We start from the raw sequence: 14,649 nt of genomic DNA, 5'->3' as shown, positions 1-14,649 counted from the left end.
GGCGAGGGTCGCGCGGGCCTCCGCCTTCGCCCCCTCGACCCGACCGAGCCGCCCCGCCCCGAACGCCCCGCCGACCGTGCCGGGAGGCGCGCGACGACGGGGCGTCAGGGCGGGGCGTGACGACGAACTGACGCCCGCTCAGCAGATGCGCGGCAGCTGCTCGCCGAGCGGCAGGTCGACCACGCGGGTGCCGCCGAGGCCCGTGCGGGCGACGACCATGCCGGGGTGCTGGTCGGTGCACTCGCCGATCACGGCGGCCCGTGCGCCGAGCGGGTGGGCGCGCAGCGCGGCCAGGGCCGCGTCGGCGTGCTCGCGGGGCACGAAGGCCACCAGCTTGCCCTCGTTGGCGACGTACCAGGGGTCCAGCCCGAGGATCGCGCAGGCGTTGGCCACCTCCGCGGGCACCGGCACCGCCCGCTCGTCGACGGTGACGCCCACGCCCGCCGCCGCCGCGATCTCGTTGAGCGCGGCGGCCAGCCCGCCGCGGGTGGGGTCGCGCAGCACGTGGACGTCGGGCACCGCCGCGAGCAGCGTCCGCACGAGGTCGCCCAGCGGCGCGCAGTCGCTGACGATCTCGACGCCGAACTCCAGCCCCTCCCGCATGCTCATCACCGCGATGCCGTGCTCGCCCAGCGCGCCGCTGACGATGACGACGTCGCCGGGCCGGGCCCGCTGCGGGCGGATGTCGACGCCCGGAGCGACCAGGCCGACGCCGGAGGTGTTGAGGTAGACGCCGTCGCCGTGGCCGGACTCGACGACCTTGGTGTCGCCGGTGACGACCTCCACGCCGGCGCGCCGGGCCGCCGCGCCCAGCGCCTGCGCGACGCGCTGGACGGTGTCCAGGTCCACGCCCTCCTCCAGCACGAAGCCGCAGGCGAGGTAGGCCGGGACGGCGCCGCTCATGGCCAGGTCGTTGACGGTGCCGTTGACCGCCAGGTCGCCGATGCTGCCGCCGGGGAAGAACAGCGGCCGGACCACGAAGGTGTCGGTGGAGAAGGCGATCCGGGCCCCGCCGAGGCTCAGTACCGCGGAGTCGCCGAGCTGGGCGAGGTGCTCGCCGCCGAAGGCGGGCGCGAAGACGTCGCGGACCAGTTCGGCCGAGAGCGTCCCGCCTCCGCCGTGGCCCATGACGACCCGTTCACCGCCCCGCATCGGGGCCGGGCAGCTGAAGCCGGAGAAGTCGGGGCCGTCGGCGGGCCCGGTCGCAAGGATGTCGACGGTGTCAGCCAACGGGGCTCGCCTCCTTGGCCGTCGACACGGCAGGGCTCGACACGGCAGCGGTCGACCCGGGGGCCCCGCCGAGGCGGCGGTAGAGGTAGTAGGCGGCGCAGGCGCCCTCGCTGGAGACCATGGTCGCGCCGAGCGGCGTGCGCGGGGTGCAGACGGTGCCGAACGCCTCGCACTCGTGCGGCTTGAGCAGCCCCTGGAGCACCTCGCCCGCGCGGCACGCGGCCGGCTCCACGGTGGCGATGTCGCCGACCTCGAAGCGCTGCTCGGCGTCGAAGGCGCGGTAGCGCTCGGAGAGCCGCCAGCCGCTGGCGGGGATGGTGCCGATGCCGCGCCAGGCGCGGTCGGTGACCTCGAAGACGTCCGCGAGCATCTGCCGCGCCGCCGGGTTGCCCTCCGGACGCACCACGCGCGCGTAGGCGTTCTCGACGCGGTGCTCGCCGCGTTCGAGCTGGAGCACGGCGCGGCGCACGCCCTCCAGGATGTCCAACGGCTCGAAGCCGGTGACCACGATCGGCACCTTGAAGCGCTCGGCGAGCTCCGGGTACTCCTCGGTGCCCATGACGCTGCACACGTGCCCGGCGGCGAGGAACGCCTGGACCCGGCAGTCCGGCGAGGTCATCAGCCCCTCGATCGCGGGGGGCACCCGGACGTGGGAGACGAGCATGCTGAAGTTCCGCACGCCCAGCTTCTGCGCCTGGTAGACCGTCATGGCGTTGGGCGGGGCGGTGGTCTCGAAGCCGATGCCGAAGAAGACGACCTCGCGCTCGGGGTTCTGCCGGGCGACGCGCAGCGCGTCCAGCGGGGAGTAGACGACGCGCACGTCGCCGCCCCGGCTGCGGACCTGGAACAGGTCGCGGTCGGTGCCGGGCACGCGGAGCATGTCGCCGAAGGAGCAGAAGATCACCCCGGGCCGGGAGGCGATCTCCAGGGCCTTGTCGATGGTCTCCAGCGGGGTGACGCAGACGGGGCAGCCGGGGCCGTGGATCAGTTCGACCTGCTCGGGCAGGAGCTGGTCGATGCCGTGCCGGATGATGGAGTGCGTCTGGCCTCCGCAGACCTCCATCAGCGCCCACGGACGGGTCGTCACCGCGTGGATCTCGTCCAGCAGTCGGCGGGCCAGGACCGGGTTCTGGAACTCCTCCAGGTACTTCACGCCCGTGCCTCCTTCGCGGCCGGACCGTCCGCCGGCTGGTCGGCGCCGGCGGCCTTGGCCGCGATCTCCCACTGGTCGCCGAACTCCTCCTCCAGCAGGCCGAGGCCCTCGAACAGGGCCAGCGTCTGCCGCGCCGACTCCTCGTCCAGGCGCTGGAGCGCGAAGCCGACGTGGACGATGGTGTACTCGCCGACCTGGAGGTCGGGCAGGTACTCCAGGCACACGTCCTTGACGACGCCGCCGAAGTCGACGACGGCCATCCTGGTCCCCTCCTTCTCCTCGATCGACATGACCTTGCCGGGCACCGCCAGGCACATGGGCTGTTCTCCTCGCGTCGTTGCTTCGTTTCCGGTGGTTCAGGGGCGGGCCGCGACCGCGAGCTGGCCGAGGGCGAGCCCGCCGTCGTTGGGCGGCACCAGGCGGTGGCGCAGCACCGTGAAGCCGTCCTCGCGCAGGCCCCGCAGACAGGCCGTCAGCAGCAGCGCGTTGGCGAACACGCCGCCGCTGAGCGCGACCGTGCCGACGCCGGTCTGCCCGCGCAGGCGGCGGCAGACCTCCTGGACCGCGGCCGCGAGGCCTGCGTGGAACCGGGCCGCGACCAGCCGCGCGTCGACGCCCGCCGTCACGTCCGCGACGACGGCGCGCAGCACGGGCGCGGCGTCGATCCGCAGCGGCGCGTCGGGGACGGGTCGCAGCGCGAAGCGGTAGGGCTGGGGCTCGGGGCCGTCCCAGGCGCAGGCGGCGGCCTCCAGTTCGATGGCGGCCTGCGCCTCGTAGTGCGCGTGCTGGCACACGCCGGCGAGCGCGGAGACGGCGTCGAAGAGGCGCCCGGCGCTGGAGGTCGGCACGCAGTTCAGTCCGCGTTCCAACTGCCGGGCGAGAACCCGGCGTTCGTCGTCAGCACAGGCGTCGACACAGGGCAGCCCCGGGGTCCAGGGCAGCCCGGCGGCGTGCAGGTGGGCCAGCGCCATCCGGTAGGGACGGTGGACGGCGGCGTCGCCGCCGGGCAGCGGCGCCTCGGCGAGGTGGGCGAGCCGGTGGAAGCCGTCGTAGTCGGCGAGCAGGACCTCGCCGCCCCACACCGTGCCGTCCTCGCCGTAGCCGGTGCCGTCGAAGGCGACGCCGAGGACCGGGCCCGCGTCCGTCTCCCAGCCGTTCTCGGCCAGCACGGAGGCGATGTGCGCGTGGTGGTGCTGCACCGTGCGCAGCGGCCGTCCGGCCGCGTTGCGGTGCGCCCAGGCGGCCGAGCGGTAGGCGGGGTGGCGGTCGGCGGCGAGGCGCTCGGGTGCGACGCCGCTGATGGACTCCAACTGCCGTTCCGCGCCCTCGAACGCGGCGACGGTGGCGAGGTCGTCCATGTCGCCGATGTGCGCGGAGAGCCAGGCGTGGCGGTCGCGCCCGAGGCAGAAGGCGTTTTTCAGGTCGCCGCCGACGGCGAGGGTCGGCGTGACGGCGAACGGCAGCGCGACGGGGAAGGGCGCGTAGCCGCGCGAGCGCCGCACCAGCAGTTCCTCGCCGTCGACGACCCGCACCACGGAGTCGTCGCAGGGCACGTGGATCGGGCGGTCGTGGGTGAGCCAGGCGTCGGCGAGCCCGCCGAGCCTGACCAGGGCGTCGGCCTCGTCGGTGACGATCGGTTCGCCGCCCAGGTTTCCGCTGGTCATCACGAGCAGGCGCGGTGCGGCCGAGTCGCCGGGCAGGCCGAGCAGCAGGTGGTGCACGGGCGTGTAGGGCAGCATCACGCCGAGGTCGGGGCTGCCGGGCGCGACGGCGTCCGCGACCAGGGCGCGGGCGGGCCCGTCCGGGCCACGGCGGCGGCGCAGCAGCACGATCGGGCGGCGGGCGCCGGTCAGCAGCGCCCGTTCCTCGGCTCCGATCCGGACCAGCGGCGCGATCTCGTCCAGGTCGGCGACCATCAGCGCGAACGGTTTGGCGCCGCGCGCCTTGCGCTGCCGCAGCTCGCGGACGGCGCGGCCGTTCGCGGCGTCGCAGGCGAGGTGGTAGCCGCCCAGGCCCTTGACGGCGACGATCGCGCCCTGCGCCAGCAGGCGCCGCGTCGCGACGACGGGATCGCCGGTGCGTTCCACCGGCCCGTCGACCCCGGCCACCAGCAGCCGCAGCCTCGGGCCGCAGGCGTGGCAGGCCACCGGTTGGGCGTGGAAGCGCCGGTCGGCCGGGTCCTGGTACTCGCGGGCGCACTGCGGGCACATCGGGAAGCCCGCCATCGTGGTGTTGGCGCGGTCGTAGGGCAGGCCGGTGACGATGGTGAACCGCGGCCCGCAGTGGGTGCAGGTGACGAAGGGGTGCCGGTGGCGGCGGTCGTCCGGGTCGCGCAGTTCGGCGAGGCAGGCGTCGCAGGTGGCGGTGTCCGGGGAGACGAGGGTGCGGCGCGCGCCGCCCGCCTGGGACGCCTCGATGGTGAACGCGGCGTCGCCGCGCAGCGCGACGGGCTCGTCGCTGACCGACTGCACGACCGCGAGCGGCGGCGCCTCCGCGGCGAGCCGGGCGCAGAACGCCGCCACCGCGCCGCCCGCGCCCTCGACCTCGGCGACGACGCCTTCGGCGGTGTTGGTCACGTAGCCGGTCAGGCGCAGTTCGCTGGCGAGGCCGAAGACATAAGGGCGGAAGCCGACGCCCTGCACGACGCCCTGGACGGTGACGCGGCGGCGTTCGGCCGGGGCGGCGGTGGGAGCGGTCATGGCGGCGTCGGTCTCAGTGCACGTGGGCGTGGGAGTGGTGGACGTGGTGGTGGCCGTGTGCCTGGGGCGCGGTCGCCATCACCGGACGGTGGGCGGGGCCGCCGGCCTCGTGGGCGGCGAGCGCGCGGTCGAGGATCTGCCCGACGCCCTGCCCGCGCCGGGCGGAGGTGAAGACCACCTCCACGCCCGGGTTGACCTGCCGGACGTTCGCCAGGAAGCCCTCGCGGTCGAACTCGACCGCCTCGGCGAGGTCGGCCTTGGTGACCACGACCAGGTGCGCGAGGCCGAAGGCGCTCGGGTACTTCAGCGGCTTGTCCTCGCCCTCGGTGACCGAGGCGAGGGCGACGCGCAGCGTCTCGCCGAGGTCGTAGGAGGCGGGGCAGACCAGGTTGCCGACGTTCTCGACGAACAGCAGCCGGGTCGGGTCGGGCAGCCAGCCGTCGAGGTGGCCGGCGAGCATGTCGGCCTCCAGGTGGCACAGCCCGTCGGTGAGGACCTGCTTGACCGGGGCTCCGGAGCGGGCGAGCCGCGTCGCGTCGTTCTCGGTGGCCAGGTCGGCGGTGAGCGCGGCGACGGGGACGCCGCGCTCACACGCCAGTCTGAGTTCCGCCTCCAGCAGCGCGGTCTTGCCGCTGCCGGGGCTGGACAGGAGGTTGACGACGGTGGTGCCGCGGGCGGTGAGCCGGGCGCGCAGGTCGTCCGCGCTCCGGTCGTTCTTGGCGAGCACGGCCTGCTGCAGCTCGGTCACACGGCACACGGGCGTCAGTCCTCCTCGGGGGTGGTCACGCGCGCCGGTTCGGCCCAGCGCACCTCGGCGATCTCCAGCTCTCGCCCGGCGGTCAGCTCGCTCGCCCCGCTGCCGCAGCGCGGGCAGCACAGGTCGGGCGGCAGGCCGGTGGCCCAGTCGGCGTCGCAGGGCGCGCACCGGGCCCGGCCCGCGACGGTCTCGGTCGACAGCTCCGCGCCGGCCAGCAGGGTGTCCGCGCAGGCGAGTTCGAAGCAGAAGCGCAGCGAGTCGGGGACCACTCCGGCCAGTTCGCCGACGCGCAGCGTCACGCCGCGGGCCGTCGGAGCGGCGTCGTCGTCCCCCTTGGCCGCGCGCGCCGCCGACTCGACCTGGCCGACCACGGCCAGTGCGATCGACATCTCGTGCATGGCGCTCCCGCTCTCGTGACGCCGCGGCCGGCATCACGGCTTCGCGGCCGGGCCGTGCGGCTGGTCCATTACAGGACGGCGGGCGGAGCCGATGACTCCGCCACGCCGTCACGGACCGCTCAGGGTCCACCGTTCGGACGTGCTCACATCGTGCGGATCTTCAGATACCGCTTGATGTCCGGCAGGTTGGCCGCCACGATGCCGGCCAGGGCGAGAACGGTCATGCCGCAGAGAAATTTGAACATGTGCACCTCCTCGGTCAGTTCGGGTTCAGGGCTGTCGCGGTCTCCTCGGCCAGCACGCGCAGGACGACGGCGACGGCCTCGTGGAGGGCGGTGGCGACGGGCGCGCTCAGCCCGATGCCCTCCTCCAGCGAGGCCGGCTCGCAGCCGACCACGACGACGCGGCCCGGCCGTGTCCCGCCCGTGCCGACGCTGAGGGTGCCGAGCAGGGCGAGGACGGCGTCGGGCGTCATCCGGTGGCCGTCGATCACGGCCTCGGCGGGGACGGCGGTCTCGGCGTGGTCGATGAGGTAGACCGTTCCGGGCTCGCCGCCCTGGGTGGTGGCGTCGAGCAGCACGACGGTGTCGTAGCCGTCCAGCAGTTGGTAGGCGAGGTGGACGCCGCGGACGCCGATGTCCACGACCTCGACCCCGGGCGGCAGTTCACGCCGGGCGAGGCGTCCGGCGGCCTCGACGCCGAAGCCGTCGTCGGAGAGGAAGATGTTCCCCAGGCCGGCGACGAGCACGCGGCGCGGGGGGTGCTGTCCGTTCATCGCCCCTCCGCCGGGACCACCTCGTCGGGCTGGAAGTACAGGAACCGGCCCTGTTCGCGGCGCAGGTCCGCGCCCGGGTCGTCGTCCAGGGTCACGGCGAGGTGGACCAGCCCGTCGACGTCGTGCAGCACGGCCTCCACCAGCGCGGACGCGTCGTTCAGGAACAGGTCCTGGGCGTCGCTGCGCCGCTTGCCGGGTCTCAGCCGCACCCGGCTGCCGGCCCGCACGGGCGTGCCGTCGACGACCACGTGGTCGCTGCCGGGGTCGACGCTGCGGTCCGCCGCCGGGTCCCACCAGGGCAGCTGGGGCGTCATCAGGTCCTCGAACGCCTTCTCCTCCTCGCCCGGGGTGACCAGGACCGGCGGTCCGTCGGTGACTTCGCGCATCGAGCGCACCGCGCCGTGCAGGCGCTCCCAGATCTCCGGGGGCAGCGAGTCGGCGAGGTCGACGACGGCGGCGGCGCGTTCGTCCGTGCCGCGCGCCTCGCGCTTCTCCTGCTCGGTGAGCGTGGCGGTGCGCAGGGCGAGGATCTCGTCGATCTCGGTGGAGTCGTAGAGGGCGCCGCAGCTCTCGGGCGCGATCCTGGGGTGGTCCTCCAGGATGATCGGGGAGGAGAGCACCACGTCGGCGCGGCCGTCGACCCCGGCCAGCACCGGCCAGGTGCGCTCGTTGCGGCACTCGGCGACGAGCGCTTTGGCCCACTCGGGCGGGTCGGTCATCGACACGAACGAGCCCGCCGTCAGGCCGAGGAGGAGGTGGGCGGAGAGCAGCGCGTGCGGCAGCGCCGCGTCCCGGTCACCGGCGCCGCCGGGGCCGGGGCTCCACTCGCCGGTGTTCTCCACGACCGCGCGCAGCCGCACCACCCGGTAGGGGCCGGGGAGTTCGACGGCCCACAGCCGCAGCACGCCGTCGACCTGTTCGCGTCGCCGCACCAGCCGCCCGACGGTGCGGCCCGCCTCGTCGCGGACGTCCTCCTGCTCCTCGGCCGCCGGGCGGCGGAACGGGAGGACCATCGGCTTCGCGCCGTGCTCGCGCAGTTCGGCGACGGGCACCGTGAACTCCACGCACTCCTCGACGCCCTCGTCCCACGGGACCAGGACCTTGTCGGGCAGCTCCAGGCGCTCTACGGTGCGGTAGGAGCGGTCCGGCTCGACGCGCTGGACGGTGCGCCGCTGCGCGTGCAGGAACCGCACCTGGGCGACGAGTTCGGCGTCCGCCCGCGGCTCGGCCAGGCACTCGGTGCGGTGCCAGGCGTTCTCGCCGACGTCCTGCCCGTAGGCGGGCGGCACGAGCACGCCGAACTGCCAGCGCATTCGGTTCTTGGCGGACGAGGCCCGGTAGGGGTAGAGCACGTAGCCCTCGTAGAGCACCGCGTCGGCGGCCTCGCGGGCGGTGTCGAAGCACGGGCCGGCGGCCGTGGCGGTCACGTGGGGCTCCCCTCGACGGTCAACACGCGGGATTCCGGGGAGCCGTCCCCGCCGGCCCGGTCGAGCAACTGCTCGACGGTGGCCTCCCAGGACGGCAGGGCGTGGCGGGAGCGGTAGGAGCGCAGGGCGTCCAGCACCTCGCGGGGCAGCCGCAGCCAGCCGCAGCCGGGGAAGTGCTGGTCGATCATCTCCCGCCACACGGCCACCGGCATCCGGCAGACGGCCTCCTTGTGCCAGGGCACCGGCTCGACCTGGAAGCCACCCCGTCCGCGGAAGGCGGTGCCGGAGAAGAGCAGCAGCAGCGGCACCTCGCCGCCGGTGAGGGCCTCGCAGTAGCGGGTGGCGGCGATGTCGGTGTCGTAGCTGCACGGCACCGGCAGGTCGACCTCGGTGCTGCCGTCGAATCCGGGGACGACGACCGACACCTGCGCGAACTGCATCGGGTTGAGGCTGCGGCCCCAGCGCTCGCGCTCGCCGAACAGGTCCCCGAGCCCCTCGGCCTCGGCGTCGCTGTAGCCGCGCTGGGCGGGCTCGACGCGGAACTGGCAGCGCAGCGCGACGGCGTGGACGCGCCGGTCCTCGCCGGTGGCGGTGATCCTGACGCGGAACACCAGCGTGGGCCCCACGGCGTAGGGCTCGGCGCGCACGCCGACGCAGGCGAAGTCCAGGCCGCTGCTCGCGTGTCCGCCGTCCACCGTTCCGCCGTCCACCGTTCCGCCGTTCACCGGTCCGCCTCCGTGGCGCGCTTGAGAGGACGGGACTGGCGGGCCACGTCGGCGAAGAACGCGTCGAGTTCGGCGTGGGCCTCGGCCCCGCCGTCGAAGCCCTGCCAGAACAGCCGCATCCGGCCCACGAGTTCGTAGGCGGCGTCGACGGGGACGAGGTGGCAGTCGCGGTGTCCATCGGTGCGGCGCACGAGCAGAACCTCGACGTCGGGGAGCAGTTCGGCGGCGAGCGGGGTCGCGCCGGTGAAGCGGTCCCAGACGGCCGGTTCGATCTCGCTCTCGGTCACCCCGGCGGGGCCGGGGAAGCAGGCGACGACCTGGCCGAGCGCGGAGTTGCGCAGCAGGAAGGCGACGCCGATGGGGATGCGCAGCAGCGCCCAGGCGTCCTCGGTCAGCGGGGAGGCGGGGTCGTGCAGGTAGCGTCGCGGCACGGCCCGGTAGTGGACCCCGCCCGCGCCGTCGCGCTCGAACAGGGCGGCGCAGGGAGGGCAGGCGCAGGCGAGCGCCCGCCGTTCGACGTCCACGAGGTGGCGGTGCTCGGGCGCGACCGGCGTCGCGCACAGCTCGCACCGCTCGACGGCGGGCGGGCGCGGCGCGGTGAAGCGCCGCAGCCCGCCGCGAACGGCGGCGGGAGCCGGCGGGAGACCCGCGGTCATCGGGCCTCCGAGGAGACGGCGGGCCGTCGGCCGATCTGCAGCAGCGTCGGCTCGCGATGAGCCGGCTCGGTGGCGATCTCCAGGGAGGTGATCTCCGGTGCGAAGCAGGACAGCGACGCCTCCAACTGGTCCCGCAGCGCGGTGTTGGTGCTCGGACAGCCGCAACCGCCGCCACTCTCAGCCGCCTGACGCAGCGTCAACCGACCGCCCACCTCGTCCAGCTCGACGAACTCCAGGGAACCGGCCCCGGCGGCGCGCAGGGCGCGGCCGACGCGCGCGGCGAGGTCGTCGGGGTGCAGGTCGTGCAGGACCAGCAGTCCGGCGGTGACCTCGTCGTCGAGCAGCGCGGACAGCGGCGCACCCGAGCGCCCGGACAGCAGCCCCACGACGCGGGCCAGGCCCGCGCCGTAGAACTCCATCAGGGCGCGCACGAGCTCCTCCGCCGTGGCGGCCGCCTCCGGGTCCTGCGCCGCGAGCCGGTCCAGCAGCTCCTCGACGCGGGCCGCGGTCTGCTGCGGGTTGGGCGCCTTCGCTTCGGTCACGCGCGTCATCCGGCCAGGCCGCTCAGGCCGGTCGGGACGTGCATCTTCTCCACCGTCTTGCCCTTGCCGACGTACATGTGGACGCCGCAGGGCAGACACGGGTCGAAGCTGCGCACCGCGCGCATGATGTCGATGCCCTTGAAGTTGTCCGGCGGGTTCTCCTCGAAGATGGGCGTGTTCTGCACCGCGTCCTCGTAGGGGCCGGGGGTGCCGTAGCTGTCGCGCACGGAGGCGTTCCAGGGCGTCGGCGGGTACGGGTGGTAGTTGGCGATCTTGCCGTCGCGGATCACCATGTGGTGCGACAGGACGCCGCGCACGGCCTCGGTGAAGCCGCAGCCGATGGACTCGTCCGGGACCTCGAACTTCTCCCAGGTCGAGGTGCGTCCGGCGCGGATCTCCACGAGCGCCTTCTCGGCGGCGTGAAGGGCGACGCCGGCGGCGTAGGCCTGGAAGTAGGTGCGCGCCCGGTTGCGCTCCAGCGCGTTGCTCCACTGCGGGATCTTCCACTCGAAGGTGGTCTCCGGCTTGGTGAGCGTCCGCGGCAGGTTGATGACCACGCTGTGGCCGGTGGCCTTGACGTAGCCGACGTCGACCAGGCCGGACAGGGCGGTGGACCACAGGCGGGCGAGGGGGCCGCCGCCGGTGTCCAGCGCCAGGTGGTCGGTGCCGTCGAACCAGCGCGGGGACATGACCCAGCTGTACTTGTCGTCGAAGTTCCGCTTCTGCGGCGCCGGGATGGTGTGCTGGTTCCACGGGTGGCGCGGGTCGACCGGGTTGCCGAGCGGGTCGTGGGTGACGAACTGCTCCTGCCCCTCCCAGTCCTGGTAGTAGGAGCTGCCGAGCAGGATCCGGATGCCCAGGTTGATCCGGGTCAGGTCGTTGGTGACCAGCTTGCCGTCGACCACGACGCCCGGGGTGACGAACATCCGCCGTCCCCAGTCCGTCATGTTGCGGTAGGTGAAGTCGCAGTACTCCGGGTCGTTCAGCGCGCCCCAGCAGCCCAGCAGCACACGGCGGCGGCCGACCTCCTCGTACCCGGGCAGCGCCTGGTAGAAGAAGTCGAACAGGTCGTCGTGGAGCGGCACGACGCGCTTCATGAACTCGACGTAGCGCATCAGCCGGCTCATGTAGTCGGTCATCAGCTGCACCGAGGCGACCGTGCCGACGCCGCCCGGGTAGAGGGTGGAGGGGTGCACGTGGCGCCCCTCCATGAGGCAGAACATCTCGCGGGTGTAGCGGGAGACCTGGAGCGCCTCGCGGTAGAACTCGCCCTCGAGCGGGTTGAGCGAGCGCATGATGTCGGCGATGGTCTTGTAGCCGTGGTCGCCCGCGTGCGGGGCCTCGGTGCGCTCGGCGAGCTCCAGCACGCCGGGGTTGGTCTCCTTGACCATCTTCTCGCAGTAGTCGACCCCGACCAGGTTCTCCTGGAAGATGTTGTGGTCGAACATGTACTCGGCGGACTCGCCGAGGTTGATCAACCACTCCCCCAGGTGCGGCGGCTTCACGCCGTAGGCCATGTTCTGCGCGTACACCGAGCAGGTGGCGTGGTTGTCGCCGCAGATGCCGCAGATGCGGCTGGTGATGAAGTGCGCGTCACGCGGGTCCTTGCCGCGCATGAAGACGCTGTAGCCGCGGAAGACGGACGAGGTGCTGTAGCACTCGGCGACCCGCTTCTGCTTGAAGTCGATCTTCGTGTGGATGCCCAGACTGCCCACGATCCGGGTGATCGGATCCCAGGACATCTCCAGCAAGCCGTCTGCCGCCATAGTGCTCTGCGCTCTTTCCTCGTCGATTCGATGACGCCTGGTCGGTTCTGGTCGGACGCGCCGACTACCAGGGCTTGCGGTAACCGGTCGTCAGCTTGTCGCCCCGGTGGCGCCACTTGGGCTCCTGGTCGACCGTCTTCATGGTCACGGCGCGCAGCCTGCGGATGGCCGCGCCGTAGATGCCGCTGGCGGTCGAGGAGATCTTGCCGCCGGGGGGCTCGTCCATGAACGGCATGAACTTGTCCGGGAAGCCCGGCATGGTGCAGGCGATGCAGATGCCGCCCACGTTCGGGCAGCCGCCGATGCCGTCCATCCAGCCGCGCTTGGGCACGTTGCAGTGCACGACCGGGCCCCAGCAGCCCAGCTTGACCAGGCACTTGGGCGAGTCGTAGGTGGTCGCGAAGTCGCCCTGCTCGTAGTAGCCGGCGCGGTCGCAGCCCTCGTGCACGGTGGCGCCGAACAGCCAGGTGGGCCGGAGCTTGTCGTCCAGCGGGATCATCGGCGCGGCACCGGTGGCCTGGTAGAGCAGGTAGGTGAGCGTCTCGGCGAAGTTGTCCGGCTGGATCGGGCAGCCCGGAACGCACACGATCGGGATCCCGGCCTTGGACTTCCAGTCCCAGCCCAGGTAGTCCGGCACGCCCATGGCGCCGGTCGGGTTGCCCTCCATGGCGTGGATGCCGCCGTAGGTGGCGCAGGTGCCGATGGCCACGACGGCCAGCGCCTTGGGCGCGAGCCGGTCCAGCCACTCGCTGGTGGTGATGGGCTGTCCGGTGTTCGGGTCGTCACCGAAGCCGCACCAGTAACCCTCGCGCTTGATGGCCTCGTTGGGGATCGAGCCCTCGATCACCAGGACGAACGGCTCCAGTTCGCCGCGGTCGGCCTTGAAGAACCACTCGATGAAGTTGTCCGCGCCCTGCACCGGACCGCACTCGAAGTCGATCAGCGGCCAGTGCACCGCGATCTTCGGCAGTCCGGGGAGGGCGCGCAGCGCGATCTCCTCGATGCTCGGCTGCGTGGCAGCCGTCAGGGCGACGGAGTCGCCGTCGCAGCTCAGTCCTGCGTTGATCCAGAGGATGTGGATCGGGGCCTCTTCTTCGGCCCCGCGGTCCGCCGTGGCGGTGGAAGTCTGCGCATCCGACATGGATGCCTCCAAAGGGAAGGTTGTACGGAGCCAGACAACGGCGTCCTGACTCCTGGATAACGTGTGCCACGCCGTGGCGCGCGCTCACGGGGCGCGTCAGGGTGAGCCGGACACCGCCGAACGGTGGTACGCCGTCAGGTGCTCCGGAGTGGCCGTGGGCCGCTCCTTGCGCACGAAGGCGCGACGCAGCGCGTGGTACGGGTGCTGGGGGTCGAAGAAGATCGCGTGCATCCGCGCGAGCTCCTCGTTCCGGTAGGCGTGCAGCGGTTTCTCGCCCTGCCGCAGGTCCAGTTCGGCCTTCTTGCGGGCCGTCCTGGCCTGCGTCCCCGGCGTCGCCGCCAGCCGCTGGGCCGACCGGATGACGGCGGTGGCGAACTCCTCGGGCGGGCCGTCGAGGAGCCGGTCCACCAGACCCAGGTCCAGGCCGCGCCCGGCGCCGACCGGCAGGGCCGCCTGCGTCATCCGTTCCGCCTCGGCCGCGCCCACCCGCCGGGGCAGCGAGTAGGTCCAGTACTCCGAGCCGGTCAGGCCCATCAGCCGGTAGTGGGGGTTGAGCACGACGCCGGGACGGCACCAGACCTCGTCCGCTGCCTGGGCCAGCATCACCCCGCCCGCGGCCGCGTTGCCGCCCAGCGCCGCCACGACCAGCCGGTCGGTGGTGGTCAGCACCGCCTCCACCAGGTCGTCGATGGCGTTGATGTTCGCCCAGGACTCCGCGGCGGGGTCCGGGGCCGCCTCGATGACGTTCAGGTGGATGCCGTTGCTGAAGAAGTCCCGGCGGCTGCCCAGCACCAGCACCGAGGTGGGGCGGCGGCACGCCTCCTGGTAGGCGGCCAGCAGCCGGCGGCAGTGATGGGTGCTCATGGCACCGCCGGGGAAGGAGAACCAGAGCAGCCCGACGTCGCCCTCCTCGTGGTAGCGGATGTCGCTCCAGGTGCGGCGTCCGGGCGCGAGCTGCAACGGCACGGGTGACTCGGGCAGCGTCAGCGGGGGCCGGTCCGTGCGGCCCCGGGCGGCCAGGGCCAGGGCCAGCGCGGCCGGCAGGCTGAAGGCGGGCGGGCCGCCGGGGCGGCGCCGGGCCCGCAGCTGGGGGATCCACACCGCGCCGTCGACGGTCGCGCGGCAGAGCGCGCCGGCCCGGGTCGCCAGCAGCTCGCCCGGCACACCGCGCAGCCGGTCCTCCTCCTGGCCGCCGTGCAGGAACCACTCCACGCCGTCGATCTCGTCGAGCACCCCCGGCTGCGAGTCGGCCGACCGCAGCCGGCGCAGGACCTCCGCCGTGCTGTCCCGCTCCCAGTCGATCCGGCGCTCCTCCTGCCGCAGCAGGGGCCGGACACAGACGCGCTCGCGCACCTCGGGGCGGTCCTGCGGCAGCGGCTC

The 14,649-nt window shown here is 73.5% G+C and carries 15 protein-coding genes; all 15 read right to left on the bottom strand.

Annotated features, from left to right (window positions below):
- Positions 1-138: 138 nt before the first annotated feature.
- Entirely contained in the window at positions 139-1,152 is a 1,014-nt protein-coding gene (gene hypE / locus TR50_RS19700) for a hydrogenase expression/formation protein HypE (protein ID WP_042423074.1), read from the bottom strand.
- 70 nt (positions 1,153-1,222) lie between these two features.
- Positions 1,223-2,383: a hydrogenase formation protein HypD gene (gene hypD / locus TR50_RS19695; RefSeq protein ID WP_042422853.1), complete on the bottom strand. Its 1,161-nt coding sequence runs from the start codon at positions 2,381-2,383 to the stop codon at positions 1,223-1,225.
- Entirely contained in the window at positions 2,380-2,700 is a 321-nt protein-coding gene (locus TR50_RS19690) for a HypC/HybG/HupF family hydrogenase formation chaperone (RefSeq protein WP_042422850.1), read from the bottom strand. Before TR50_RS19690 ends, hypD begins: the two co-directional genes overlap by 4 nt.
- A 39-nt stretch (positions 2,701-2,739) precedes the next feature.
- On the bottom strand, positions 2,740-5,082 hold the full coding sequence (hypF, locus tag TR50_RS19685; protein ID WP_042422847.1) for a carbamoyltransferase HypF: 2,343 nt from the start codon (positions 5,080-5,082) through the stop codon (positions 2,740-2,742).
- Positions 5,083-5,095: 13 nt separating this feature from the next.
- Positions 5,096-5,839: a hydrogenase nickel incorporation protein HypB gene (gene hypB / locus TR50_RS19680; RefSeq protein ID WP_042422845.1), complete on the bottom strand. Its 744-nt coding sequence runs from the start codon at positions 5,837-5,839 to the stop codon at positions 5,096-5,098.
- Between the two features lie 5 nt (positions 5,840-5,844).
- A complete protein-coding gene (locus tag TR50_RS19675) occupies positions 5,845-6,237 on the bottom strand; it encodes a hydrogenase maturation nickel metallochaperone HypA/HybF (RefSeq protein ID WP_042422841.1) in 393 nt (130 codons plus the stop codon).
- A 143-nt stretch (positions 6,238-6,380) separates the two neighbouring features.
- Positions 6,381-6,482, bottom strand: coding sequence for a DUF6893 family small protein (locus tag TR50_RS50395; RefSeq protein ID WP_439654232.1), 102 nt, complete (start codon positions 6,480-6,482; stop codon positions 6,381-6,383).
- A 14-nt stretch (positions 6,483-6,496) separates the two neighbouring features.
- Positions 6,497-7,012 carry a hydrogenase maturation protease gene (locus TR50_RS19670; RefSeq protein ID WP_042422837.1) on the bottom strand — a complete coding sequence of 172 codons (516 nt, stop codon included), beginning with the start codon at positions 7,010-7,012 and terminating at the stop codon, positions 6,497-6,499.
- Positions 7,009-8,439 carry a hypothetical protein gene (locus tag TR50_RS19665; protein ID WP_042422834.1) on the bottom strand — a complete coding sequence of 477 codons (1,431 nt, stop codon included), beginning with the start codon at positions 8,437-8,439 and terminating at the stop codon, positions 7,009-7,011. Before TR50_RS19665 ends, TR50_RS19670 begins: the two co-directional genes overlap by 4 nt.
- Positions 8,436-9,107 carry a DUF6084 family protein gene (locus TR50_RS19660; protein WP_042423072.1) on the bottom strand — a complete coding sequence of 224 codons (672 nt, stop codon included), beginning with the start codon at positions 9,105-9,107 and terminating at the stop codon, positions 8,436-8,438. Before TR50_RS19660 ends, TR50_RS19665 begins: the two co-directional genes overlap by 4 nt.
- A gap of 53 nt (positions 9,108-9,160) precedes the next feature.
- A complete protein-coding gene (locus tag TR50_RS19655; protein WP_042422831.1) occupies positions 9,161-9,820 on the bottom strand; it encodes a DUF5947 family protein in 660 nt (219 codons plus the stop codon).
- Positions 9,817-10,371 carry a NifU-related iron-sulfur-binding protein gene (locus tag TR50_RS19650; RefSeq protein ID WP_042422828.1) on the bottom strand — a complete coding sequence of 185 codons (555 nt, stop codon included), beginning with the start codon at positions 10,369-10,371 and terminating at the stop codon, positions 9,817-9,819. The genes TR50_RS19655 and TR50_RS19650 overlap by 4 nt, the downstream gene beginning before the upstream one ends.
- Entirely contained in the window at positions 10,368-12,128 is a 1,761-nt protein-coding gene (locus TR50_RS19645; protein ID WP_042422825.1) for a nickel-dependent hydrogenase large subunit, read from the bottom strand. The genes TR50_RS19650 and TR50_RS19645 overlap by 4 nt, the downstream gene beginning before the upstream one ends.
- Positions 12,129-12,192: 64 nt before the next feature.
- On the bottom strand, positions 12,193-13,269 hold the full coding sequence (locus TR50_RS19640; protein WP_042422822.1) for an NADH-quinone oxidoreductase subunit B family protein: 1,077 nt from the start codon (positions 13,267-13,269) through the stop codon (positions 12,193-12,195).
- 96 nt (positions 13,270-13,365) lie between these two features.
- Positions 13,366-14,649, bottom strand: a 1,284-nt coding sequence (locus TR50_RS19635; protein ID WP_152648504.1) for an enoyl-CoA hydratase-related protein, incomplete at its 5' end; no start/stop codon positions are given.

Source organism: Streptacidiphilus anmyonensis, from assembly GCF_000787855.1.
GTDB classification, from domain to species: domain Bacteria; phylum Actinomycetota; class Actinomycetes; order Streptomycetales; family Streptomycetaceae; genus Streptacidiphilus; species Streptacidiphilus anmyonensis.
Note: the sequence above shows the minus strand (reverse complement) of the source record. Positions and strands in the feature narration are given on the sequence as shown.

What these genes read in the sequence shown, in the direction of transcription:
- TR50_RS19650 (WP_042422828.1), bottom strand. Translation starts at nt 10,371, where the DNA reads ATGACGCGCGTGACCGAAGCGAAGGCGCCCAACCCGCAGCAGACCGCG.
- hypF (WP_042422847.1), bottom strand. Translation starts at nt 5,082, where the DNA reads ATGACCGCTCCCACCGCCGCCCCGGCCGAACGCCGCCGCGTCACCGTC.
- TR50_RS19640 (WP_042422822.1), bottom strand. Translation starts at nt 13,269, where the DNA reads ATGTCGGATGCGCAGACTTCCACCGCCACGGCGGACCGCGGGGCCGAA.
- hypE (WP_042423074.1), bottom strand. Translation starts at nt 1,152, where the DNA reads ATGCGGGGCGGTGAACGGGTCGTCATGGGCCACGGCGGAGGCGGGACG.
- TR50_RS50395 (WP_439654232.1), bottom strand. Translation starts at nt 6,482, where the DNA reads ATGTTCAAATTTCTCTGCGGCATGACCGTTCTCGCCCTGGCCGGCATC.
- TR50_RS19655 (WP_042422831.1), bottom strand. Translation starts at nt 9,820, where the DNA reads ATGACCGCGGGTCTCCCGCCGGCTCCCGCCGCCGTTCGCGGCGGGCTG.
- TR50_RS19675 (WP_042422841.1), bottom strand. Translation starts at nt 6,237, where the DNA reads ATGCACGAGATGTCGATCGCACTGGCCGTGGTCGGCCAGGTCGAGTCG.
- TR50_RS19670 (WP_042422837.1), bottom strand. Translation starts at nt 7,012, where the DNA reads ATGAACGGACAGCACCCCCCGCGCCGCGTGCTCGTCGCCGGCCTGGGG.
- TR50_RS19645 (WP_042422825.1), bottom strand. Translation starts at nt 12,128, where the DNA reads ATGGCGGCAGACGGCTTGCTGGAGATGTCCTGGGATCCGATCACCCGG.
- TR50_RS19690 (WP_042422850.1), bottom strand. Translation starts at nt 2,700, where the DNA reads ATGTGCCTGGCGGTGCCCGGCAAGGTCATGTCGATCGAGGAGAAGGAG.